We start from the raw sequence: 24039 nt of genomic DNA on the forward strand, positions 1-24039 counted from the left end.
AAGCAAAAACTAATTTAATGTTACACCTTTCTTTTCTATAGAAATAAAGCTACTAATAAGCTTGTTTAATTTATCAATATATGACTCAATAATTTTTAGCTTATACTGTAAAAATTTCTTTTCCTCTTCATCTATCTCATCACTAGTAAGTCTTTTGTAGATTTTTTCCATTTCAGATAAAAACAGAGTCAAATCCTCCAAACCATCCTTCGCAATATTTACAGCATTCAAATCTTTAGCTTTTAACTCTTTCAAAATATCAATTCCATCCACCTTTTTCATATCCACCCTCTTCACCTTCCGTTATCTCCATAATTTCTTCATCTTTTAAATATATCTTGTCAAACACTTCACCGCAAGATTGACACTCATAATGAAAAATTATCCACAAATCATTATCTACCATTATTTCTGTAGGATTTAATTCTTCAAGCTCTTGTGCTCCACAATATGGACAAAATACCGGCTCCATCTATTCTCCTTTTTTATAAAAAAATTCAAAAACTCTACTAAACTCTGCCATTTTTTTAATCTTTATCTTAATGTAATTATCAAGCATTTTTTCTAAATCAACTTTTTCGGCCCATTCAACAAACTTTATACCATCCTCTTCTAAGTATTCAAAAAATCCAAAATTTTCAAGCTCAATAAAACTTTTAATTCGGTATAAATCAAAATGATATATAGTAAACTTTCCACCTGGATACGTCTGCATCAGAGTAAAAGTAGGACTTGTAATTTGATCTAAACACCCTACATATTTTGCAACAGATTTTACAAAAAACGTTTTTCCTGCTCCAAGCTCTCCCTCTAGCAGTATTATCTCATTACCTTTTAAATTTGCTCCAAATTGTTCTGCTATTTTCTCAGTATCTAATATACTATTACTGATTTGCTTCAATTTTATTAAACCCTCTGTAAAGATTTTCAATTATCTCAGTTGTTTTTACACATTTTTCATTCTTTCCTTTCATCAAAAGTGAAGCAGTCACATTCATTACAAAACAACCAATTTTAGCCGCATCTATCAATGAGTATTTCTGAGCTATAAGCCCACCAATAATACCTGCAAGGCAATCCCCACTACCACCTTTTGCAAGAGCTGGAACCCCATTAGAAACCACAAAGAGTAACCCATCTGGCGTAGCAATAATCGTATCAGCACTCTTTAAAACTAATACTACTCCGTATTTCACTGCAAACTCTTTTGCGAGACTTATTCTATTCTTTAAAACTTCATCTTTTGAAGTTCCAATAAGTCTTGCAAACTCACCTATATGAGGTGTTAGTACAGCTCTATATCTAAGTTTTTCTAGTAATATTTCATCTAAATGAAAAAGTCCGTCAGCATCAACAACAACTGAATGTTTAGTTTTTTCAATTAATTCAAACAAAAATCCTTTAATCTGATGATTTCTACCCATTCCACAACCAATTGTCAAAACATCTTTATCCCGTACAAAATCTAAAACTGAATTAACTTCTTCCCGTGTATAAAAATCTTTCCCAGACACAATATATGCCATAATTTCAGGATATCTTGATAAATAATAGTAATAATCTTCAAAAATCACACAGGTTGTAAGACCAGCCCCTACCATCAAAGATGCATATGCTGCCATCACCGGAGCCCCCATTTTCCCTTTTGAACCACCAATAATCACATTATGCCCAAAACTACCTTTATGAGAATCAGGTTCTCTTCTATAAATAAAAGGTAAATTATCATTATCTAATAAAAATAATTCTGAATTTAACTTTGAAATTGCAAAATCAGGTATAGAGATGTCTTTAACAACAACCTTTCCACACATTTTCTTGGAAGGATAAAAAACATGAACTATTTTAGGCCTTGCAAGAGTTACGGTCAAATCAGCTTTTATACATTTACCAAAAACTTCATAACTGCTACCTGATAAGCCGCTTGGTATATCTATCGCGATTTTATATCCTTTTGAAAAATTAATTTTTTCTATAACCTGCTCAGCAACCCCTTTTACTGCTCTGCTAAGTCCTGTGCCAAAAATGGCATCAAAGATCACATCATAGCAATCAAACTCAACATTTTCATTATATTGTATGAACCTAACAGGATATTTTTTTAAAATATCATAATTGATTTTAGCATCCCCTTTAAAATTTTCAGATGGATAAATCAAAATAACATCGACAGAAAAACCATTATTGATAAGATATCTTGCAACAGCAAGCCCATCTCCTCCATTGTTCCCTTTTCCCACCACAACAGCAATTTTATCCTTTTTTACATCTAACTTTAAAAACTCTTCAAAAATTCCTCTTGCTGCATTTTCCATTAAAACAATAGATGGAACTCCTATCTCCTCAATTGTATATCTGTCAGCTTCCATCATTTGAGCAGAGCTAAGCACTTCCATCTATACCCCCACCATCTTTTTTAACAACATAGGCAGATTTTCTTTTAACTCATCGGTTGTTGTTGTAGCGGTTCCCACTTTTCCAACTACAATACCAGCAGCAGCATTTGAGAGGATAGCAGCATCAACAAAGTTACCACCAGCAGCAAGAGCTGATGTAAATACAGAAATCACAGTATCACCTGCTCCCGTAACATCATAAACTTCTTTTGCGACAGCTGGTATGTGTCTAAACTCATCATTCAGAAACACAGTCATCCCTTCTGCCCCGCGCGTAATCAGAAGCGATTCCGCTTCAAGTTTGCTTAAAATATATTGTCCACATTTGATTAGAGAGTCCTCATCCTCTATTTTAATATTTGTAGCTTGTGATGCTTCTTTATTATTAGGCGTAAGTGAAGTAACTTTTCTATAGTAGTAAAAATTTTCAATTTTAGGATCAACTGTAATTATTTTATCAGAAAAATTCTCTACAAGTTGCTCAATTAAGTATTTAGTTATAACACCCTTACCATAATCTGATACTATAATGGCATCGAGATCATCTTTTACATCTTTCAAATAATCTATAATTCTCTTAGTATCTTTCTTTCGTAGCTTATGTTTTTCTTCCTTATCAAACCTTACCATCTGCTGACTATGTGCTACAATACGAGTTTTAGTGGATGTCATTCTACCATCATCTATCAAAAAGTGGTTATTAACCCCTCTTTCAACCAAAAGCTGTTCTAATATGTTACCATTATTATCCTTTCCTACGATACCGCATAAAAAAACATCTACACCAAGAGCTTTTAAGTTTACAGCCACGTTGGCAGCTCCACCAGGCATCAACACCTCTTCTTTTACATCCACAACTGGAACAGGTGCTTCAGGAGAAATTCTTTCTACCGTCCCATAAATAAAAATATCAAGCATTAAATCGCCAATAACAAGTATTTTAAGTTTTTTAAATCTGTCAATTAAAGAGTTAAAATACTTCAAATCAGTACTCATCAGTATTTACTACCTCTTTTGCTTCATCTATAAGCATAACAGGTATATCTTCTTTTATTTCATAAAGCAGTTTACAATTATCACAAACTATCCACTTCTCATCTTTAGACAACCTAATATCTCCTTTACATTTAGGACAAGCAAGTATATCAAGAAGCTCTTTATTAATTCCCATAGCACACCCCTATATTTTTGTTTGCAAACTTTATATATCTAATTTATATTTGTCCAAAATACAAGTAGTAAAATTAATAGGGGTCTGTTGATGAATACAATTTTTTACGGAGTTTTAGCCAGTTCTTTAGCAGGATTAGCAACAACACTTGGGGCTATCCCTCTTTTTATTATAAGAAATCCCACGAGAGCAGTTTTGGATTTTATGCTTGGTACATCAGCAGGAATTATGCTTGCAGCCACTATCTTCAGCTTACTTATACCTGCTATGGATGTAGGAGGAATAACTATCACAGTTATTGGATTTCTTGCTGGAGCTATCTTTTTAAATTATATGGAAAAATTTATCCCACATTACCATGTGGAAAAAGGTTATGAAGGTCCACCTTCTAGACTTAGAAAAGTTTGGCTTTTTGTGTTCGCTATTACATTACATAACTTTCCTGAAGGGTTAGCTGTGGGAGTTTCTTTTGGTGGAGACCAAGTTCAAAATGGTGTATCTCTTGCAATAGCTATTGGTTTACAAAATATCCCAGAAGGGTTGGCTGTAGCTGCTGCATTAATTTCTGAAGGGAAAAGTATTTGGTATGCTACCGGCATTACTTTTTTATCTGGTATTGTTGAACCCATAGGAGGATTATTAGGAGCTAGCATTGTATCTATTATGCTACCACTCTATCCTTTCTTTTTATCATTTGCTGCAGGTGCTATGTTTTTCATAATCAGTGATGAAATTATACCTGAAACTCACAGAGGAGGGCATGAACGACTTGCCACCTTTGGAATAATTTTAGGCTTTGTTGTTATGTTAATTTTGGATAATGCATTAGGATAAATATGAGATATTACACATTCAATGAGTTTCTAAAAAAAAAATATGGGGGAAAAGTTTGGAAAATACCTGTAGATGCAGGTTTTACTTGTCCAAATAGAGATGGTACAAAAGGTTTTGGAGGATGTACATACTGTAATGTCAGTTCGTTTTCAAAAATCAGTACAAATGAAATAAAAAAGCAAATTTTAGATAAAATGATAAAACTAGAAAGACGAAAAATCAGTAAATTTATAGTTTACTTCCAGTCATATTCCAATACTCATGCACCAATTAATATAATCAAAAAAAAACTAGAATCAGCTCTTATTGACAGTAGAATTGTGGCATTATATGTGGGTACAAGACCAGACTGCATTGATGAAGAAAAACTTGAATATTTAAAAAACATAAACAAAAAAATTGATATTGTAATAGAGTATGGACTTCAAACTATCCATAATTCTACACTGCAGAAAATAAACCGTGCAAGCACATTTGAAGAGTTTGATAATGCTTTAAAACTAACAAGAAAATATGAAATACCTGTTTGCGCACACATAATATTAGGCTTACCAGGAGAAAACGAAAATATGATGTATGAAACCGTTAAATACTTAGCAAAAGAAAAAATAGATTTTATAAAATTTCACCACCTACATATTATAAAAAACACTAAAATGTACATAGAATATCAGAAAGGAGAAATAAACCTGTTAACAGAAAACCAATACATTAAAATTCTTGCTCACAGCCTCTCTTTTTTGCCAAAAAATACAGTAATAGCTAGAGTAGTTGGTGATGCACCTGACGATTTGCTTGTTGCTCCAAAATGGCCAACAAGTAAAAGTGACTTTTTAAAAAAACTAGACAATTACATGAAAATAAATAATCTTTTTCAAGGTAAATTCAAACAATGTTAACAATATTAGAACTTGCATTTCAATATATAGGTTTAATAATCTCTTTTGTTTTTGCACTTATTATTCTATCAGGAAGGAGAGAAGCAAGAGCTACTCTTGCTTGGTTGATGGTAGTTATATTTTTCCCATATATTGGTGCTATTTTATACATTCTTTTCGGAAATTACAGATTAAAAAAGATTGTTGAAAGAAAAATAAAAGATTCTAAAAAAATCCATGTCACTCAATATCATAGCCATCTACCTGAATATGAACAAAATAAATTTGGAAAAATCATTGAGCATATAACTGGACTTGAGCCATTCTTATGTAGTAAGATGGAGCTACTACCAAGCGCAATTGAAAAGTACTCAAAACTTTTTCAGGATATAACTAACGCTAAAAATTATATTCTGCTAGAATATTATGTCTTCCGCCAAGATGATGTAGGTAAATTTTTAATAAAGTTATTAACCAAAAAAGCACGAGAAGGGGTAAAAGTTTTTCTTATTTATGATGGAATTGGTGCCATTGGATTGACACTCAAAAAAACACTTAATCCATTAATTAAAGCAGGAGGAAAGTGTGTTCCCTTCCTATCACCTTTGAGCTTTAAAACTTTTTCAAGGGTAAACTTCAGAAATCATAGAAAAATTGCCATTATCGATGGAGAGGTATGCTATACCGGTGGGATAAATATAGGAAATGAATATGTAGGCAACCTATTTAATTACCAAAAATGGTATGATGCTCACATACGATTTAAAGGTAATGGTGTGAAATTTGTTGAAGAGATTTTTGCAGAAGATTGGTATTTTATAACAAAAGAAGATATTACTGAAATTTTCAACAAAAAAGAAATAAAAGGTGGTGATACTACAGTCCATATTATACCTTCTGGTCCAGACCAAGAATCTCCTTACATTTATGATACTCTTTTCACAGTTTTTAACCAAGCTGAAAAATCCATTGAAATAGTTACTCCTTATCTTGTCCCCGATCCACCAATCATGGAATCATTAAAAAATGCAGCCAAAAGAGGTGTATTAGTAAAATTATTACTTCCTGGAAGAAATAATCACCCAATGGTAGCTGCAGCAGGTCGATCATATTACGAAGAGCTATTAACTGCAGGTGTAAAAATTTACGAAATGAAGGACATAATGTTACATGCAAAAATCATTAAGGTAGACGATAACTGGGTAACTGTAGGTTCAGCCAATCTTGACATCAGGAGCTTTAGACTAAATTTTGAACTCAACGTAATTATATATTCAAGCGATTTTTCTTATCAAATAACCCAGTTATTTAGTTATTATCTTAATATGGCAAAAGAAATAAACTATGAATATGTAACTAACAGACCATTTAGTGTAAGAATTTTTGAAGGTCTCTGCCGCACTCTTTCACCAGTACTATAATTGCAAAACCATAAATAAATATTAACAAAGTATCAACTTATTTTATGTTGAAACAATTAATTAGCTAACAGTTAGCCAAAAATCATTTTTTATGATATAATTTAAAAAAGCAAAATTATTTTAGGAGTTTATTAATGAAAATAATTATTATAGGTGGTATTGCAGGAGGATTAACATGCGCAAGTAACATAAAAAGAAAGAAAAAAGATTTTGAGGTAATAGTCTTTGAAAAAGGTGGTGACGTCTCATATGGTGCTTGCGGTATGCCTTATAATCTTATGTTTCCTAACATACCTGCAGAAAATCTATATGCTCTTAGTTTGGATGAAATTGTTAACAAACGTGGTATAGATTATAGATTACATCACGAAGTTTTAGATATGAATTTAAATTCTAAAACCGTCATAGTAAAAAACTATGAAAAAACATTTCAAGAAAAATATGACAAGCTTGTTATTGCAACTGGAGCTAAAAATAACAAAATTCCAATATTTAACAATGAACAAGATTCATTCTATTTCAAGACATTGGAAGATTTAAAAAACATTAAACAATATCTTCAAAATAATGAAGTAAAAGTGGTATGTTTAATCGGTGCAGGTTATGTGAATCTAGAGCTAGCTGAAGTTTTCAAAGGATTAGGTATGAAAGTTATAATCCTTGAAAAAATGGATAGAATATTACCTGCTTTTTGTGATGAGGTAAATGAAAAAGTTTATCATAAAATTAAAGAAAAAGATATCGATTTACACCTAAATATAGACATCATCTCAAAATCAAAAGGGCAATTAGAGACAAACAAAGCTATATTTAAAGCCGACATGTTTGTTATATCTGCAGGAATCACACCAAATAGCGAATTATTTGAGGTGGAAAAAGGAATAAAAAACGCTATTAAAGTAAACAGATACCAACAAACAAATATAGAAGATGTATATGCAGTTGGAGATGTAACATTAGCATATAACAGAATCATCGATGATTATGTGTATTATCCACTTGGAACAACAGCTAACAAACAAGGACGAGTTGCAGCACATAATATAGTTTATGGAAATACTTTAGAGTTTTTTGGAATCGTTCAAACTGCAGTTTTCAAATTTTTTGAATATACTGTTGCCACTACAGGACTAAGCGAATTTCAAATGAATCAGTTAGGAATAGATTTTGACAAAACAGTTATCAATTCTCACACAAGAGGATCATACCCTGGTAATGGACGCTTAAAAGTAATCCTTTACCACAACAGAAAATCAAGAAAAATACTAGGTTGTCAAATGATTGGAGAAGATGTCGTAGCTAAGAGAATTGATATAGTAGCTACTGCCATAAGCATGGGAATTACCATAGATGATTTTGCATGGATTGACCTCTCTTATTCACCACCATTTTCCCCAGTATGGGATCCTGTGCTAATTGCCGCACAAAAAGCGATAAAAAAAACTAAATAATTTATATATAGCTTAATCTCATCGAATCTAAATTATTATTTCCTTAATAAAGGATGTCCTCAATTTAATATTATCCAACAGATTGATTCAAACAATATGACACTACATGCTTCGCAAGAGATTCTGTTGCATCAAAAATGTTAATTTTTCTATCTACTTTAACATATTGAAGCAAAATTGGAATTTCTGTACAACCAGCAATTAAACAATCATAATCCTCACTCACAATCTTTACAAAAACATCATTAAAAATATTCACAGCTTTTGTAAGCTCCCCAGCCTTTAATGTATAAATAGAATCCATTATTTTTCGTTGAATATCATTATTAAAGTCTACTATTTTGAGACCTTTCTGTTCAAAAGGTATATGATATACTTTCCCTATAAATGTACCATCGGTTGCCATAAGACCAATTTTTCTATACTCCTTATCAGATTTAATAATATCTTCCAATACAGACTCTACAATACTTATAAAAATTACCTGCGTTTGTTCTCTTAAAGCTTCTAAAAAGTAATGTGCGGTATTGCACGGCATACACAAACAATCAACTCCAGCCCTTTCCAACCGTTTCATAGATTCTAATAGGTAAGGAAAAGGATCTTCACCTCTATTTAATAAAAAAGCTGTTCTGTCTGGTATTTGAGGGTAGTTATCAATTACCAACGGAATATGTTCTTGATCTTTTTTAGCAGGAGTATTCTTTATAATTTTTTTAAAAAGGTCCAGAGTTGCCTCTGGACCCATACCACCAATAATACCAGCTCGTTTCATTATTTTTCCAAGATACTGAAGTCTACTTCTTTTTCAAATTTTGCAACAACAGTCGTACAAGTCAAATCTCCAGCAACATTTAAAGCTGTTCTTCCCATATCAAGTAATGCATCGACACCTAAAATCATTGCATAAGCCAATGATACAGGACTACTAGCTGAAAGGTCCAAACCAACAGAATTTAATACCATAAGCAGCATTATTGCACCAGCACCAGGGACTCCTGCTGTTCCAATAGAAGCTAAAACTGCTGTAACAATTACAGTAAGTTGTTGTGATAAGGTTAAATTCATTCCTGTAGCAAAAGCTACAAACATAACACAAACACCTTGATAGATAGCAGTTCCATCCATGTTAATTGTAGCACCAAGAGGTAATGTAAAAGAATAAACACCTTTCGAAACTCCAAGCTGATTCTTTGCTACATTCATTGTTACAGGCAATGTCCCACTACTACTTCTTGTGACAAAAGCAGTAATAATAGCTTCTTTTGCCTTACTGAAAAACTTTATAGGTGAAATTCCTGTTACTCTTAGCAAGCCTCCATACACCAAAATAAGATGAACAAGCAATGCTAGATAAACTGTCAAAGTCACAGCTCCCAATGGACCAAAAGCTTTCGCCCCTTGCTTTGCAAATACAATTGCAATAAGCGCAAAAACACCAATAGGAGCATACTCCAGAATCCATTTAACTATTCTATAAATTATCTCTGCAGCACCATCAAAAAAGTTAAATACTGTCTCTGCTGAATTTCTAATTCTAGAATCTTCACTACCTCTTAAAAAAGCAAGACCTATACCCATTAGCATGGAAAAAAATATGGTTGGCAAGATTTGTCCTTTAGCTATTGCAGCAAATGGGTTCTTGGGAATAATATTTAAAATTGTATCAACCAAACTTGGAGCACTTGCCTTTTTCACCACTCCTTGCCCAACCGTAGCAAGATCTACACTTGATCCAGGATGTAACAAATTACCGAAAAACAAACCAATAGCCACAGCAAAACCTGATGTTATAAGATATATAATTAACACTTTAACACCAATCTTACCAATTCTCGAAGGATGAATACTAGCCGAACCTACAATTAAAGAAGTTATAACAACAGGCAAAACAATCATTTTTAACAACCTAACAAAAACATCTCCAAAAGGTTTCACCCACATAATTTTCTCACCAAAAATTATTCCACATACAGCTCCCAATACTAATCCAATGAGAATTCTTAATAAAAGATTTGATTTAAAATACAAAGACCACAAAGATTCCTTTTGACTCATTATGCACCTCCGTAAGTTTTGAAATTTAAATGCAATAAAAGTGCCAGTTATTGTTTTGTTATAACTATCTGATAATAAAAAATTTTAAGATGATAATAATAAAAAACAATGTGCGATATCAAACAACTATGTGCTATATCGCACATATAATCCAATATTCATAAAACGTTCTTCATCTTACATTATGAATCAAAACTACACTTAACCCCTACCAACCTATAATAATTTATATTTTTTCATCTTTCTCAACAAAGCATATCTACTAATTCCTAACTTTTCAGCAGCCTTTGTTTTAACAAAACCACTCTCTTCCAATGCTCTCATAATCATTTCTTTTTCAATTTTATTAATCTCTAAAACACCTTTTCTGTCTGAAGAATAATTCCATTGGATATTTTCATCACATTTTACAACAAAATGTTCTGTTGTAATAACCGGTTCATTAGATAAAATTACAGCTCTTTCAATAAGGTTTTTTAGCTCTCTTATATTTCCAGGCCATTGATATTTTTCTAAAATTGAAACTACTTCTTCATCAAAAATCAGTTTTTTATTATATTTCTTTGTATATTGTGCCAAAAAAAAGTTAGCTAGCTCTAAAATATCCTCTTTTCTTTCTCTCAAAGGAGGTATTTTAATGTTTATTACATTTAATCGATAATATAAATCTTCTCGAAAATCCTTATCTCTTACAAGTTGTTCTAAGTCTCTATTTGTTGAAGCTATAACCCTAACATCTATTTTAAATTCTTTCACACCTCCAACTCTTCTAAATGTTTTGTTTTCTAAAAAAGAAAGTAACTTAGCCTGCATATCAATAGGGATTTCAGCCACTTCATCCAACAACAATGTTCCTTTATCAGCCAATTCTACTAACCCTTTTTTATTGCCTTTCGCATCTGTAAAAGCACCCTTCTCAAAACCAAACAACTCACTTTCTATCAAATTATCAGGAATAGATGCACAATTCACCTCTATAAAGGGATTTTCTCTTCTTTTACTCAAGTTATGAATAAGTCTTGCAAATAAGTTTTTTCCAGTACCACTTTCTCCTTGTATCAATACCGTAACATCATCCGCATCCGCCACCATTTTTAAAAGTTTTTTTAAATCATTCATTTTCGCACTTGAACCAATTAAAGAATCTATTTCAACACTCTCATACTCTTTATTTCTCCTAAAACTCAATTCTTCTAAAATTTTCTTTCTTTCTAAACCCCTTTTTATTATCAATATAATTTCATCCAAACCAAACGGTTTATTAACATAATCATAACAACCCATTTTTATTGCTTCCACTGCCGTATCAAGATTTCCATGAGCGGTAATAACAATCACCTGAGTCAGATTGTTCGATTTCAAAATTTTAGGATAAAGGTTCAAACCATGGCAATCAGGCAGACCCAAATCAAGTAAAACAACATCAGGATCATAATTTTCCAGATATCTCAGAAAACTAGAGCCGTCAAAAAATATATCAACAATAAACCCTTCATTTTTTAAGTTCTTTGCCAAGAATTTTACAAAATTAACCTCATCATCAACTATGGCAATCCTATACATCTTCGTCAACCTTTATAAATTTTAATATAACTTCAGTACCAACCCCTTCTTCACTTTTTATATCAAATTCTATGTCATTTTCTCTACAAAGACTATAAACAATAGATAGCCCCAAACCAGTACCAGAATATTTTGTGGTAAAAAAAGGATCAAAAATTTTTGATAAAATTTCTTTTTTAATCCCTTTCCCATTATCAATTATTTTTAAAATATATCCTTCATCACTTCTAAACCCCTTGACACTTATTATACCATCACTATCAATCGCTTGAATTGAATTTAAAAAAACATTCAATAATATCTGTTGAAAATGATTTTTATCAAGGAAATACACATATCTTTCCAAATCTAACTCGACATTTACCCTTTTAATATCTATCTGATGTTTTAACAACCTTAAGCAACTTTTTATCTCATCAGAAAGTTCTACTCTTGACTTCATTGCCGGAGTAGGTTTTGCAAAATTAAGTAAATTTACAATTAACTTACTAACTCTATCTATCTCACTATCCAAAATCTCAATGGTATCTAAATCACATCTACTAGAGTTTCTTTTCAAGGATTCCAACCCCATTTTAATACTAGCAAGTGGGTTTTTTATCTCATGAGCAATACCAGCACTTAAAAGCCCCAAAGAAGAAAGCTTTTCAATCTGTATAATTTTTTCATGAGTTTTCTTCAACTTCTCTAGCATTTGATTAAATTGCTCATAAACAAAGTTAATTTCTTTGCTATGAGTATCAGTAATTTTATAATTTAAATCCCCTTTTGCAACAATATCATAACTTTCCAACAGCGTCTTATACGGCATAGTAATCCAGTTTAAAAAATAAAAACTAAAAATCATAGATAAAAATACAAATGATAAAATCAATGCAACAATAGTAATAATTTTATTCTTATAATTAATAAAAACAGCTTTCCTATCAATATAGTAATTCAATTGTACAGGTGCATTCTTTAATGTTAAAGAAAATATTATAGGGTCTACTAGTTTCTTGTTTTCTTTGTAAAAAATTCTATTATTGAAAATAATTTCTTTACCTGTTTTATAATTTTTATCAATTGTAAAATCGATGAAAGACTTCAACAACTTTTCTAATTTTACATAACTACAAACATAACCCAATAACTTTTTATCAAAACTAATTATTGGTTCTTTAAAACTTATAGAATCATTATCCATACTCTGCTTAGTTCTGATCAGTACTTTTCCATTTTCTCTTACTAAAGAAACAGAATCAAACCCAAAATAATCACCAAACTCTTTTAATCTCTTATTCAAAAAATCCTTCTTCAACGGAGAAAGGTATTCTGTCATGCTTGCTTTAATTATAGATAATTGTGCAATAGCAAAAGTACTCTTTTTATATCCTATAATTTTTTCATCAATAGAAACAGTGATATTTTTAAGGGAAGTTGAAACACTACTTTGTAATTCATTTAAAAAACTGTTAACATATTCCTGGGTATAATAATAGGTCAAAAGGAGTAATGGTAATAAACCTGTAACTATATAAAATAAAAATATATAGGATCTTAATCTTATACCTTTTTTCAGCATAAACTCCCTTTACTTTGCAATACTATTGATTTTAATAAAAGTCTATAATATATTTGCGTATGTTTGTTTATAGATTTTTATTTATTATTATTTTCCTAATCTTTTCAACTCCTAGTTTCTCAGAAAATATTATGAACAAAATAGAAAAAAATGGAACAATCAAAATAGGTTTTAGAGATCATTTATATCCCTTTTCATATATTGATTCCAATAAAAAATTCAAAGGTTTTGCTGTAGACTTTGCCAACCTCCTAGTTGAGAAATTAAGTGATCATTTTGGTAAACCTATTAAATTAATCCCAGTACAAATCACAACTCAAAATAGATTTGAAAAAATTGTCAACAATGATATTGATATAGAAATGGGTTCAACAACATACAGCTTTGATAGAGAAAAAATTGTAGACTTTAGTTTCATTTATTTTTTTTCCGAAACTACAATAATATTCAACAAAAATATCATTAAAAACTCAAATGACCTAAACGATAAAATTGTTGCCGTCACTAAAAATACAACCAATTATCGTTTTTTAGTAAAATTTTTGAAAAATCATAAAATCAAATTAAAAAAGTTAGTACTTTTAAAAGAGCATTTCGATTCTCTACCATTGCTAGAGCAAGAAAAAATTGATGCATTTTGCTCTGATAGAACAATTCTTTTAGGTATTATGAAAAAAATCAAAAATAAAAACAAGTTCACCATTTCAAACACACCCATCGGTTACGAACCATACGCTTTCATGTTACCAGAAAACAACTCTGATTTTAGAGACTTTGTTAATAACTTTTTAATATGGACAATTAAAACTAACCTTTATTTCGATATTTATAAAAAATGGTTTAAAATTAATAATACTACCATCCCTATTTCTCCATATTTGAGAGAATATTTGTCTGTCATTTCTTTTGATTTACCAAGCAATTGGTGGAGAAAAAACAGTATTTCTCCTTGAAAGGGGATCTAGAAGATACTAATCTTTCAAGCAAATTTTATAAACATTGATTTTCTCGATCGATTAATTAATAATACACATCACTCTATTACAGTTATTGCTAATGTATGCAAAACATCTTTCTAACTCATACAAACATTAAATTTTTGTCTATAATATTAATTTCAATCTATTTTATGTTACAAAATAACTTGCCTCTGGATGATAAACAATTATAGCACTTGTTGTGTATTCTGGAACCATTTCATAATCTTCAGTTAGTGAAACACCTATTTCTTTACCTTTAAGTAATTTATGAATTATCAAGTTTCCTTCTAAATCAGGACATGATGGGTACCCAAAGCTATACCTTCTCCCTTGATATTTTATATTTAAAATCTGTTCTACAGAAATCGAATTATCCTCAATACCAAGTTCTTTCCTAATAACATGATGCCAATATTCTGCTAAGGCCTCAGTCAATTCTGTAAAAAAACCATGATATAAAAAATATTCCTTATACTTATTCTCATTAAAAAGTTTTTTTGTATAATTTACAGGTGTTTCTCCAATAGTTACAAGCTGTATTGGCAAAACATCAAACTTATCAGATTCTAAATCATGAAAATAATCAGCAACACATAAATAAGGATTTTTTTTCTGTCTTGGAAATTTCATTGTAGCAATATGTTTTTCATTATTATCATAAATAAGCAAATATCTTCCATTACTTTTTACTTTGTAATATCCATAAGCAACGGAAAGTTCACAAAGATTTTTTTCAATGATTGTATTTTTAATTTTCTCAAATTCAGGATAAGCAACTTTCTTCAATAAGTTATTATATTCTTCATCACTCATTTCTTTCTTTTTATAACTCCATCTAGTATAAAAAAGAGTGTAAAGATTCATAAATTTTACAACATCATCAAAATTAATATTTCTCACAATAGTATTACCCCAAAAAGGGGGTTTAGGTGGATTATCTACAGGTTTTATATTACTTCTCACATCCAGCTCCTCTTCAACAACTTTTTTATTTACTTTATTAAGCTTATTATCTACCAGTTTCTCATTATCATTGACCTTCTTTTCCAAATACTTAATAGCATCAAAAGCATCTCTACAGTAAAAAACCTCTCCTGGTAAAATAGGCTCACATTCATTTTTCACAAACCCTTCAGTTAACGCAGCCCCCCCCAGTAAAATTCTTGTTTTTAACTTATGTTTCTTAATCTGATCAATATTGTCCTTCATTACAGCAGTCGACTTAACAAGCAAACCACTCATCCCTATAGCGTCTGCTTTTACCTCTTTAGCTTTCAATATCATATCTTCCACCGGTACTTTTATACCAAGATTATATACTTTATAACCATTATTTGATAAAATTATATCCACAAGATTTTTTCCAATATCGTGCACATCCCCTTTTACAGTTGCAAGTACAATAACCCCTTTATTTTGAGAATCATCTTTCTCCATAAAATTTTCAAGATAGAGCACAGCTTTTTTCATCACCTCGGCTGATTGTAAAACAAAAGGAAGCAGCATTTTCCCTGCACCAAAAAGATCCCCCACCTCTTTCATAGCCACAATAAGGATATTGTTGATAATATCAATTGGAGAATACTTTTTTAAAAGTTCATCAAGCAATTTTTCTAATCCTGATTTGTCACCTTTTAACACTTTCTTTTTCAATTGTTCTTCTAAAGATATTTTATTAACTAACTTATCATCATTTTCTTCTACTCTTTTACTGAAATAATCCAAAAATCTTTCAAGTGCATTGTTTTTGCCATAAATTAAATCCAGACAAAGCGTAGCCTCATCTTTAGAAATTTCAGAAAGAGGCATAACCTTCGCAGGGTTAACAATTGCCATATCAAGGCCACATTTAACAGCTTCACTCAAAAAAACTGAATTTAAAATATGTCTTGAATGCGGAGCCAAACCAAAAGAAACATTACTTACACCTAAAACAGTCTTAGCACCTTTTAATCTTTGTTTTATCATTTTTATAGCATTAAGAGTTTCAACAGCAGCAAAGATAAGAGTTTCATCCCCACTGCCAATTGAAAAAGTCAACGGATCAAAGATAAGATCTTCTGGATTAAGCTCATAATCTTTAGTCCATATATCGTATATTCGCTTTGCTATCTGAAATTTCTTTTCAGCTGTCATAGCCATACCTTCTTCATCAATTGTTAAAGCTACAACAGCCGCTGGAAATTTTTTTACAATTTTTAGAATTTCATGAAGTTTTTCACCACCATCTTCAAAATTAATAGAATTAATTAAAGGTTTACCAGCATATCTTTTAAGAGCATTTTCTATAACATGTGGCTCTGTAGAATCAATTACTATCGGTATAGTCAAAGCAGTGTTTATCATCGAAACAAATCTACTCATATCATTAATTTCATTACGTTCTGCATATGCTACACACACATCAACAAAATGAGCACCAACATCTTCTTGCTCTTTAGCCACATTTACCATTCCATCAAAATCATCTTTTAACAAAAGTTCTCTAAAAGCCTTACTCCCATTAGCATTTGCTCTTTCTCCAATAAGGGTTGGTGGTGGAGACTGCAACAGCTTAGTGGACGTATATAAACTTGCTGCTTCTCCTTTATATTCGTATTTTTTCTTAATTTTTGGTTCAAAAGAGTTCGCCACCATTCTCAAAGCTGCAATATGTTCATAAGTAGTTCCACAACACCCACCTATAAAATCCAACCCATATTTCTCACATAAATCAGCCATAATCTCAGCCATCTTTTCAGGAGTTAGGTCATACACAAATTCACCATTTATATTTTTAGGTAATCCAGCATTAGGAATACATGAAATCTTTCTATCCCATAATTCATTTAATTGTTTTAATGGCTCATACATCAAATCAGGTCCCACGGCACAATTAATTCCTAAAGAAAAAATCGGGTAATCTCTCAATACAGTTGCTACAGCTGTTAAATCTGATCCTAAAAGCATAGTGCCATTCTGTTCTATTGTTACGGAAACCATAATAGGTATATCTTTATTCTTTTTATTCAACGTATCAAATGCAGCAAGCAACGCTGATTTTACCTGTAACAAATCCTGACATGTTTCAATTATTAGTAAATCAACCCCACCATCTATTAATCCACTAATTTGTTCTTCATACATCTTATACAAATCATCAAAATATATTTGTCCAAGACTTGGCAATTTAGTACCAGGTCCTATTGAGCCAGCTATAAATTTATTTTTAAATTTATTTGCAGCTTTCCTTGCTATCATTGCTGCAGCTAAATTTATATCATAAACTTTATCCTCAAGATTGTATTCTGAAAGAACAAGTCTAGATGCACCAAAAGTATTTGTTTCTACAACATCAGCACCAGCATCAAAAAACTTTTTATGAATATCCTCAATTATTTCTGGATATGTAAGATTCAATATCTCATTACAGCCAACTCTACCTTTCCATTTATCTTTTGGTATTTCTAATTTCTGAATAGAAGTACCCATCCCACCATCAAAAAGAACAACTCTACTTTCAGCAAACTTCTTAAACATCTCCACCTCTAAAAAACTTAGATATAATTTTCCTGCTTGTTTTAACAATGAAATGATAACTTTTCAACAAGTTATTGAGATCTCTAACAATTTAAAAGATCATGTAGGACATGATATAATCACATCCTACAAGTTGTAACCACTATATAGCGTACAATCCTAACCTCATAAACTCTTTAAAAATACATTTATCCATAATAATAGGCACACCAGCTTCTTCAGCAATTTTCTTTGCATCTTCAGAATAAACTTCTTCTTGGAGCCATATTAGTTTTGCACCTTTCTTTATAGACTCTTTTACAATTTCAGGAGCAAATTCACTCCTTCTAAAAACATCCACAATATCTGGTGTAACAGGAACATCTGAAATCGATTTGTATGCTTTAACACCTAAGATTTCTTCCTCTTTAGGATTTACAGGAAAACAATTATACCCTTTTTGCATTAAAAATTTCATAACACCGTTACTTGCCCTCTCAGGGTTATTTGAGGCTCCGACAATAATAATATTCTTTGTTTTTTTCAAAAACTCTCTTAAAAAGTCATCAGTAAGTTGCATTTAATAATCCCCCTATGTAAAATTATCTATAATAGTGCCCAACATCTCATCTACTGTTTTTATATTCTTTATATTTGCCTGAAAATACCTATTATTAGCCATCATATTTACTATTTCTCTTGCCATATCGACATTGGAAGCCTCGAGATAACCAGGTAATATTTCATACCCACCATCAGGAATTTTCTTCCCTGAAGGGGTAAATAACTCAATTTTTCCTAAAGGCTCTTTATCAATATACACAGTGCCGTCAGAAGCAACTCTTACATCACCTGTTCTTCCTATATTCAATAAAACCCGTCCATTATTATCCACTATATTACCATTCTTATCCATTTTAAAGTTCCCGTTTCTTGTAAAAATTTCTCTAGTATTATCTATAAGTTTAAAATAACCATCACCATTAATTGCCAAATCAAGGTTTCTCCCGGTATAAATTAAATAACCAGGAGACTTGGTATCGTAAAGAGAATAAACTTTGACACCACCTTTTGAAAGTTCTTGATTATATGTAACGGTTTTCTTATAACCAGGTGTATTAACATTAGCTAAATTATTAGCTGTATTCTCCTGATATACTGTAGACGCATTTAGCGCACTTAAAGCACTATACAAACCTTTAATCATATATCTAATGTAAATCACTCGAAAACTTTTTTCAACAAATTTGACTATAATCAAAGAAAAATATAAAATTATTCCCATTATTAATCACAGAATAAAAAAAGAGGTGAAAGAAAAATGAAATCAGACTTAAAAATAAAAGATCTTTTAGAAAAAAAACCAAAAGCTGTAAACTTTTTTAAAAGCATAGGTTTTAAAAATATTGAAAATGAAAAAAGTCCTTTGAGACTACTTACGCTAACTTCTTTAGCTAATATGAAAAAAATAAATGTTGATACTCTCATAAACCAGTTAAAAGAATACCTTGAAATTGAAGAAAATAAAACCGATATCACTTTGCTAGAGCAACATAAAGATGGTGATATTACAATCGCCGGTGTGTTACCATGTCCTGTAAGAATACCTTTACTTGAGAAAATTAACGAAAAGATAGAAGAATTTGAACTCTCCAAAAATCATCAGGTAAACATTAACCTTGAGTCCGCATCAAAAGGCCTTGAATGGATGAAAGAAATAATAGACTTTGATAATTATGATACCATCCCAGACATCTCAATATCAGCAGGTTTTGAATTCTTCTTATACGAAAAATCCAAGAAATTAATAAAAAAAGGGTTTTATGAAGATATAGTACCTCTCCCTCTAAATAGTGACTTCAAGAATACAAATATAAAAGATCCTTATAGCGCAATTTCTGTTTTTTCAGTAGTACCTGCAATTTTTATGGTAAACCTTGATGAGTTAAAAGGAAAAGAAATACCAAAATCATGGAAAGATCTTATTTTTGGTAATTATGAAAACCAAGTTTCAATTCCCGTTGGAGATTTTGACTTGTTCAACAGTATATTAATCCATATTTATGCTGACTACGGTGAAGAGGGGATTGAAAGACTTCAGAAAATTATGTTCTCAGGACTACATCCAACAGTTGCTGTAAAGACTCAACAAATGAAAAACTGTCAAAAACCAGCTATAACTGTCATGCCGTACTTTTTTTCCAGAATGGTTGGCAACTTGAAAACAATAAAAATAATATGGCCAGATGATGGTGCAATTATTAGCCCTATTTTTGCCCTTGTTAGAAAAGATAAAAAAGATATAGTAAAGCCTTTAACAGATGCTCTTATATCAAAAGAAGTGGGTGATATATTGTCTCATAGAGGTCTTTTCCCATCAGTAAACTCTAAAGTAAAAAACACACTTATTGAACCAGGAAACTTCAAGTGGGTCGGCTGGAATTATCTATTTGAAAATAATGTAGAAGAACTGATAACTAAACTTAATAAAAAGTTCGAATCATTAGCAGGAGCTATCACATGAAACTTATAACAGTAAGTGGTCCTCCATCATCGGGAAAAACAAGTATTATTATTAAGGCTATTGATGAGCTGCAAAAAAGAAATTTGAAAGTAGGAGTTGTAAAATTTGATTGTCTATCCACTGATGACGATAAAATCTACGCCAATAAAGGTGTCATTGTAAAAAAAGGATTATCAGGAGCTATATGTCCAGATCACTATTTTGTGAGTAACATTGAAGAATGCTTTAACTGGGCAAAAAAACAAAATGTTGACATTCTAATTAGTGAAAGTGCAGGACTATGTAATAGATGCTCACCACATATAAAAGATATTTTAGCTGTTTGTGTTATTGACAATCTATCTGGCATTAATACACCTAAAAAAATTGGTCCCATGCTTAAAGGAGCTGATATTGTTGTAATAACAAAGGGTGACATTGTATCTCAAGCTGAAAGAGAAGTTTTTGCATTAAAAGTCAAACTTGTTAATCCTAAGGCATTCATCATGCATGTAAACGGTATAACAGGTCAGGGAGCAAACGAACTTGTTAATCTCTTGTTAAAAACAAAAGATGCAGACTCAATTACTGAAAATAAATTAAGATTCCCTATGCCAGCAGCTGTCTGCTCCTATTGTCTTGGCGAAACAAGAATTGGCAAACAATACCAGATGGGAAATGTAAGAAAAATGGAAATGGGTGAGTAATATGAAATTGAATGAACTTTTAGAAAAATATCCTTACATAAAAGATATTTTCGACAGTTACAATTTAACACTAAAAAACCTTGACCTTACTCTTGATCAGTTTCTTGATACTATTAACGATGACGATTTGTTAGAACACGGTGTTACAAAAAATGAAATAATCGTAACAATAAACAATCTTATTGAAGAAATTAAAGATATTGAAGAAGAAGAATCCAAGTTTAATGTAGAAACGTTAACAATTCTCGGTGGTTACGATAAATCAGGACAAAAAGAAAATATAGAAATAACTATTAAAAAAGGAGAAATCATATCTGTCGTAGGTCCAACAGGTTCAGGAAAAAGCAGATTGCTTGCTGATATCGAATGGTTGGCACAGGGAGATACAAATACAAAAAGAACCATTTTAATAAACGGTCAAAAACCTTCTCTAGATTTCAGGTATTCCACTGATAAAAAACTTGTAGCCCAACTTTCGCAAAACATGAATTTTGTTGTGGATTTAACAGTCAAAGAGTTTATCACACTTCATGCTGAAAGCCGGATGGTTTTAAATACAGAAAAAATCGTACAGCTTATATACGAAAAATCCAATGAATTAGCTGGAGAAAAATTTGACTTTGACGCTCCTATCACATCTTTAAGTGGTGGTCAATCAAGAGCTTTAATGATAGCAGACACAGCATTTTTAAGTAAATCTCCTATTGTACTTATTGACGAAATTGAAAATGCTGGGATAAACAGAAAAAAAGCATTGGAACTCTTAGTTAGTAATGACAAAATCGTCATTATGGCAACACATGATCCAATACTAGCTCTATTAGCAAATAAAAGACTTGTTATAAATAATGGTAGAATTTCTAAAATTATCGAAACAACAAAAGAAGAAAAAGAGATCTTACCAGCTTTAGAGAAAATAGATCAAAAACTATTAACTATTAGAAATAAACTACGAGATGGGTTTATAATAAATAAAATATAAGGGGGTTTATTATGCACGAAGGATGTAGCGGAAATTTTGAAAATGGAAAACAGGTGGTTAATAAACTAAGAATGATGGGATTTAGCAATCAATATATGCCAATGCCTATGAAAATAAAATGTAAAAATTGTAAAGAAGAGTTTTTGATGGAAACTTTTGAAGCAAAATGCCCTAAGTGTAAGATGACCTACGGAGTAACTCCATGTCACGCTTTCTCTCCAGAAAATGTTAAAGAAGCTGGCATAGATTATTGATAACATGCTTTAAATATTTTTACTACTGGAGGCATAACTTTAAATGTTTAAAAGAGCCCTTAGTAAAGAAAAAAGAATCAAAAAAGACGCAAAAGTCCTAAAGAAGTTTATAAAGGTGTATTGTAAGAAAAATCATCTAAAAAATGGCATAAAAGAACACAAAGAAGGATATTGTAAAGAATGTTATGACCTTCTTCATTATGCTTTAAAAAGGAATGAAAAATGTCCTTTAGATCCAAAACCACAATGTAAACACTGTACGATACACTGTTATAAACCTGAATATAGAGAAAAAATTAAAAAAGTTATGAAGTTTAGTGGCATCTATTTCTTAAAAAGGGGTAGACTTGATTGGGTTCTTCATTATTTCTTTTGACAAAAATAAAAAAAGCCCCTTTTTAGGGGCTTTCCCACTATAACTTCTAAGGTCTTTTATTTTTTTAATGCACTTTTATAAACTATGGAATATCTATCATCAGTAAAAGCATGCATTGTAGGGAATTTACCAAAAACCCAACCATCAAAAACTAGCTGTTTATCCTTATAAATTTTTACTTTAACAGCTGGGTTATTTTCTTCAGCAGTTTTGGATGTCATAACACCATTCTCATCCATGACAAAATCTGGTAAAAATGCTTCCACCTGAATTGATAAAGGTGTTCCTGATACTTCAGAAGTTTGTCCAATAATTATTTCTGTATCAATATCTTTTTTTTCTTGATTATCTTTAACAGCAATTATTACACTTTTATATTTTTTTGCTACCTCATCTGGAACAACTATCCTCTTTTCAACTTTCTGCTCAGCTTCTTTAGGAGTTTGTGTATTTACAACTTTTTCTTGCTGTACCTGTTCTGTGTGTATATCAGTTTTACTCTCTCCTTCGTCTTTCATTGCATTTTGTGAACATGCTATCGTTACCGCTAAAAGAATAAATAAAATTTTTTTCATCCTTGCCTCCTATAATAATCGAACACAAAAAGGGTAATTCATACCCCTCTTTTAATTGTATTCGATATGTATAGTTACAAAAACTATTTAAATCAAGTATTTTTTGAACAGAATACTATATTCTATCTTTTATAAAAATTACAAAGGTAATAGAATATGGAAGATTTTATACTTCAAAAAGATTACAAACTACAAATTTGATCATCGATATTGAAAATGCTATAATTATTTATTGTTTTTATATTTTAAAAAAAATGTAATTTCCTGCAATAAAATTGTTGAAAAATTTTTTATGATGTATTATATAATGGTTCGCTCATTCGGAGGGGTGGCCGAGTCTGGCTTAAGGCGGCGGTCTTGAAAACCGCTGTGGGTTAACGCCCACCGTGGGTTCGAATCCTACCCCCTCCGCCATTTTTTTATGGAGAGGTGGCCGAGTCGGTCGAAGGCGCTCGCCTGCTAAGCGAGTGTACCCCTAAAAAGGGTACCGCGGGTTCGAATCCCGCCCTCTCCGTCTTAAATTGAAAACACAAATATTTCCTATCGATAAAATAAAGTTCATCCAATTACAAAAAATCTAGTTTAATGTAAATTCGTTGTGCATAAATGGAGTGACGCCAGTTAATTTTTTATTGACAAAACTAAAATTATGTTTTAAAATAGTTTTTAGTAAAATATATAACATTATATCTGGAAGTCACATCCAAAACTATACCCAAACAATTTTGATAATAACGGGATCTAAAGGATCATTTTTCGTATCATTAAGTAACCTTTAGATCGATTATATAATATACTGAAGGAGAGGTGCTATGTATTTTGAAAGCA

General features: G+C 31.1%; 24 protein-coding genes and 2 tRNA genes. 12 read left to right on the plus strand and 14 right to left on the minus strand.

Features of this window, described 5'->3' with window-relative positions; translation table 11 throughout:
* Positions 1–9: 9 nt before the first annotated feature.
* The 6 genes from OWK30_RS02850 to OWK30_RS02875 are packed head-to-tail and all read right to left on the minus strand — an operon-like array spanning position 10 to position 3567.
* Positions 10–282: a hypothetical protein gene (locus OWK30_RS02850; RefSeq protein ID WP_423323407.1), complete on the minus strand. Its 273-nt coding sequence runs from the start codon at positions 280–282 to the stop codon at positions 10–12.
* Complete coding sequence (locus OWK30_RS02855; protein WP_423323409.1) at positions 260–472, minus strand: hypothetical protein; 213 nt, start codon at positions 470–472, stop codon at positions 260–262. The genes OWK30_RS02850 and OWK30_RS02855 overlap by 23 nt, the downstream gene beginning before the upstream one ends.
* On the minus strand, positions 473–901 hold the full coding sequence (gene tsaE, locus OWK30_RS02860; protein WP_423323411.1) for a tRNA (adenosine(37)-N6)-threonylcarbamoyltransferase complex ATPase subunit type 1 TsaE: 429 nt from the start codon (positions 899–901) through the stop codon (positions 473–475).
* Complete coding sequence (locus OWK30_RS02865) at positions 885–2396, minus strand: NAD(P)H-hydrate dehydratase (protein ID WP_423323413.1); 1512 nt, start codon at positions 2394–2396, stop codon at positions 885–887. Before OWK30_RS02865 ends, tsaE begins: the two co-directional genes overlap by 17 nt.
* Positions 2397–3392 carry a D-glycero-beta-D-manno-heptose-7-phosphate kinase gene (gene rfaE1 / locus OWK30_RS02870; protein WP_423323415.1) on the minus strand — a complete coding sequence of 332 codons (996 nt, stop codon included), beginning with the start codon at positions 3390–3392 and terminating at the stop codon, positions 2397–2399. It abuts the gene before it with no gap.
* Positions 3382–3567 (minus strand): Trm112 family protein, encoded by a 186-nt coding sequence (locus OWK30_RS02875; RefSeq protein ID WP_423323416.1) that lies wholly within the window; start codon positions 3565–3567, stop codon positions 3382–3384. Before OWK30_RS02875 ends, rfaE1 begins: the two co-directional genes overlap by 11 nt.
* Positions 3568–3657: 90 nt before the next feature.
* On the opposite strand from OWK30_RS02875, the gene OWK30_RS02880 reads away from it, so the two are divergent.
* The 4 genes from OWK30_RS02880 (at position 3658) to OWK30_RS02895 (ending at position 8151) form a co-directional block, all read left to right on the plus strand.
* Positions 3658–4401 (plus strand): ZIP family metal transporter, encoded by a 744-nt coding sequence (locus tag OWK30_RS02880; RefSeq protein WP_423323418.1) that lies wholly within the window; start codon positions 3658–3660, stop codon positions 4399–4401.
* A gap of 2 nt (positions 4402–4403) precedes the next feature.
* Positions 4404–5300 carry a tRNA modification radical SAM protein MnmL/YtqA gene (gene mnmL, locus OWK30_RS02885; protein WP_423323420.1) on the plus strand — a complete coding sequence of 299 codons (897 nt, stop codon included), beginning with the start codon at positions 4404–4406 and terminating at the stop codon, positions 5298–5300.
* Positions 5294–6700, plus strand: a complete 1407-nt coding sequence (cls, locus tag OWK30_RS02890; protein ID WP_423323422.1) for a cardiolipin synthase — start codon at positions 5294–5296, stop codon at positions 6698–6700. Before mnmL ends, cls begins: the two co-directional genes overlap by 7 nt.
* Before the next feature lie 134 nt (positions 6701–6834).
* Positions 6835–8151 (plus strand): FAD-dependent oxidoreductase, encoded by a 1317-nt coding sequence (locus OWK30_RS02895; RefSeq protein ID WP_423323424.1) that lies wholly within the window; start codon positions 6835–6837, stop codon positions 8149–8151.
* 70 nt (positions 8152–8221) lie between these two features.
* On the opposite strand, the gene cuyB is transcribed toward OWK30_RS02895, so the two are convergent.
* The 4 genes from cuyB to OWK30_RS02915 form a co-directional block, all read right to left on the minus strand.
* Positions 8222–8926 carry a cysteate racemase gene (gene cuyB, locus OWK30_RS02900; protein WP_423323426.1) on the minus strand — a complete coding sequence of 235 codons (705 nt, stop codon included), beginning with the start codon at positions 8924–8926 and terminating at the stop codon, positions 8222–8224.
* Positions 8926–10209 (minus strand): dicarboxylate/amino acid:cation symporter, encoded by a 1284-nt coding sequence (locus OWK30_RS02905; RefSeq protein WP_423323428.1) that lies wholly within the window; start codon positions 10207–10209, stop codon positions 8926–8928. Before OWK30_RS02905 ends, cuyB begins: the two co-directional genes overlap by 1 nt.
* Positions 10210–10425: 216 nt before the next feature.
* Positions 10426–11772 (minus strand): sigma-54-dependent transcriptional regulator, encoded by a 1347-nt coding sequence (locus OWK30_RS02910; RefSeq protein WP_423323430.1) that lies wholly within the window; start codon positions 11770–11772, stop codon positions 10426–10428.
* On the minus strand, positions 11765–13336 hold the full coding sequence (locus tag OWK30_RS02915) for an ATP-binding protein (protein WP_423323432.1): 1572 nt from the start codon (positions 13334–13336) through the stop codon (positions 11765–11767). Before OWK30_RS02915 ends, OWK30_RS02910 begins: the two co-directional genes overlap by 8 nt.
* A gap of 131 nt (positions 13337–13467) precedes the next feature.
* Here OWK30_RS02915 and OWK30_RS02920 point away from each other — a divergent pair, with 131 nt between their 5' ends.
* On the plus strand, positions 13468–14289 hold the full coding sequence (locus tag OWK30_RS02920; RefSeq protein ID WP_423323434.1) for an amino acid ABC transporter substrate-binding protein: 822 nt from the start codon (positions 13468–13470) through the stop codon (positions 14287–14289).
* A 174-nt stretch (positions 14290–14463) separates the two neighbouring features.
* Here the strand turns inward: OWK30_RS02920 and metH are convergent, their stop codons facing one another.
* From metH to OWK30_RS02935, 3 genes are all read right to left on the minus strand, one after another.
* A complete protein-coding gene (gene metH, locus OWK30_RS02925) occupies positions 14464–17835 on the minus strand; it encodes a methionine synthase (RefSeq protein ID WP_423323436.1) in 3372 nt (1123 codons plus the stop codon).
* 142 nt (positions 17836–17977) lie between these two features.
* On the minus strand, positions 17978–18394 hold the full coding sequence (locus tag OWK30_RS02930; protein WP_423323438.1) for a CoA-binding protein: 417 nt from the start codon (positions 18392–18394) through the stop codon (positions 17978–17980).
* A gap of 12 nt (positions 18395–18406) precedes the next feature.
* Positions 18407–19021, minus strand: coding sequence for a flagellar hook-basal body protein (locus OWK30_RS02935; protein ID WP_423323439.1), 615 nt, complete (start codon positions 19019–19021; stop codon positions 18407–18409).
* Between the two features lie 114 nt (positions 19022–19135).
* On the opposite strand from OWK30_RS02935, the gene OWK30_RS02940 reads away from it, so the two are divergent.
* The 5 genes from OWK30_RS02940 to OWK30_RS02960 are packed head-to-tail and all read left to right on the plus strand — an operon-like array spanning position 19136 to position 22636.
* Positions 19136–20338: an ABC transporter substrate-binding protein gene (locus OWK30_RS02940; protein WP_423323441.1), complete on the plus strand. Its 1203-nt coding sequence runs from the start codon at positions 19136–19138 to the stop codon at positions 20336–20338.
* Positions 20335–21024, plus strand: coding sequence for a GTP-binding protein (locus OWK30_RS02945; RefSeq protein WP_423323443.1), 690 nt, complete (start codon positions 20335–20337; stop codon positions 21022–21024). Before OWK30_RS02940 ends, OWK30_RS02945 begins: the two co-directional genes overlap by 4 nt.
* Position 21025: 1 nt before the next feature.
* Complete coding sequence (locus OWK30_RS02950; RefSeq protein ID WP_423323444.1) at positions 21026–22006, plus strand: ATP-binding cassette domain-containing protein; 981 nt, start codon at positions 21026–21028, stop codon at positions 22004–22006.
* Between the two features lie 11 nt (positions 22007–22017).
* Positions 22018–22260 (plus strand): hypothetical protein, encoded by a 243-nt coding sequence (locus tag OWK30_RS02955; RefSeq protein WP_423323446.1) that lies wholly within the window; start codon positions 22018–22020, stop codon positions 22258–22260.
* 43 nt (positions 22261–22303) lie between these two features.
* On the plus strand, positions 22304–22636 hold the full coding sequence (locus OWK30_RS02960) for a nitrous oxide-stimulated promoter family protein (protein ID WP_423323448.1): 333 nt from the start codon (positions 22304–22306) through the stop codon (positions 22634–22636).
* A 56-nt stretch (positions 22637–22692) separates the two neighbouring features.
* Here the strand turns inward: OWK30_RS02960 and OWK30_RS02965 are convergent, their stop codons facing one another.
* The gene (locus OWK30_RS02965) at positions 22693–23211 is read right to left on the minus strand and encodes a hypothetical protein (protein ID WP_423323450.1); all 519 of its coding nucleotides are present in this window, start codon (positions 23209–23211) and stop codon (positions 22693–22695) included.
* Between the two features lie 322 nt (positions 23212–23533).
* On the opposite strand from OWK30_RS02965, the gene OWK30_RS02970 reads away from it, so the two are divergent.
* Both OWK30_RS02970 and OWK30_RS02975 read left to right on the plus strand, forming a co-directional pair.
* Positions 23534–23625, plus strand: a tRNA-Ser gene (locus OWK30_RS02970).
* 9 nt (positions 23626–23634) lie between these two features.
* Positions 23635–23725 (plus strand) — tRNA-Ser (locus OWK30_RS02975).
* Positions 23726–24039: the final 314 nt, after the last annotated feature.

It is taken from the genome of Deferribacter abyssi (genome assembly GCF_049472655.1).
In the GTDB taxonomy this organism is placed as follows: Bacteria; Chrysiogenota; Deferribacteres; order Deferribacterales; family Deferribacteraceae; genus Deferribacter; species Deferribacter abyssi.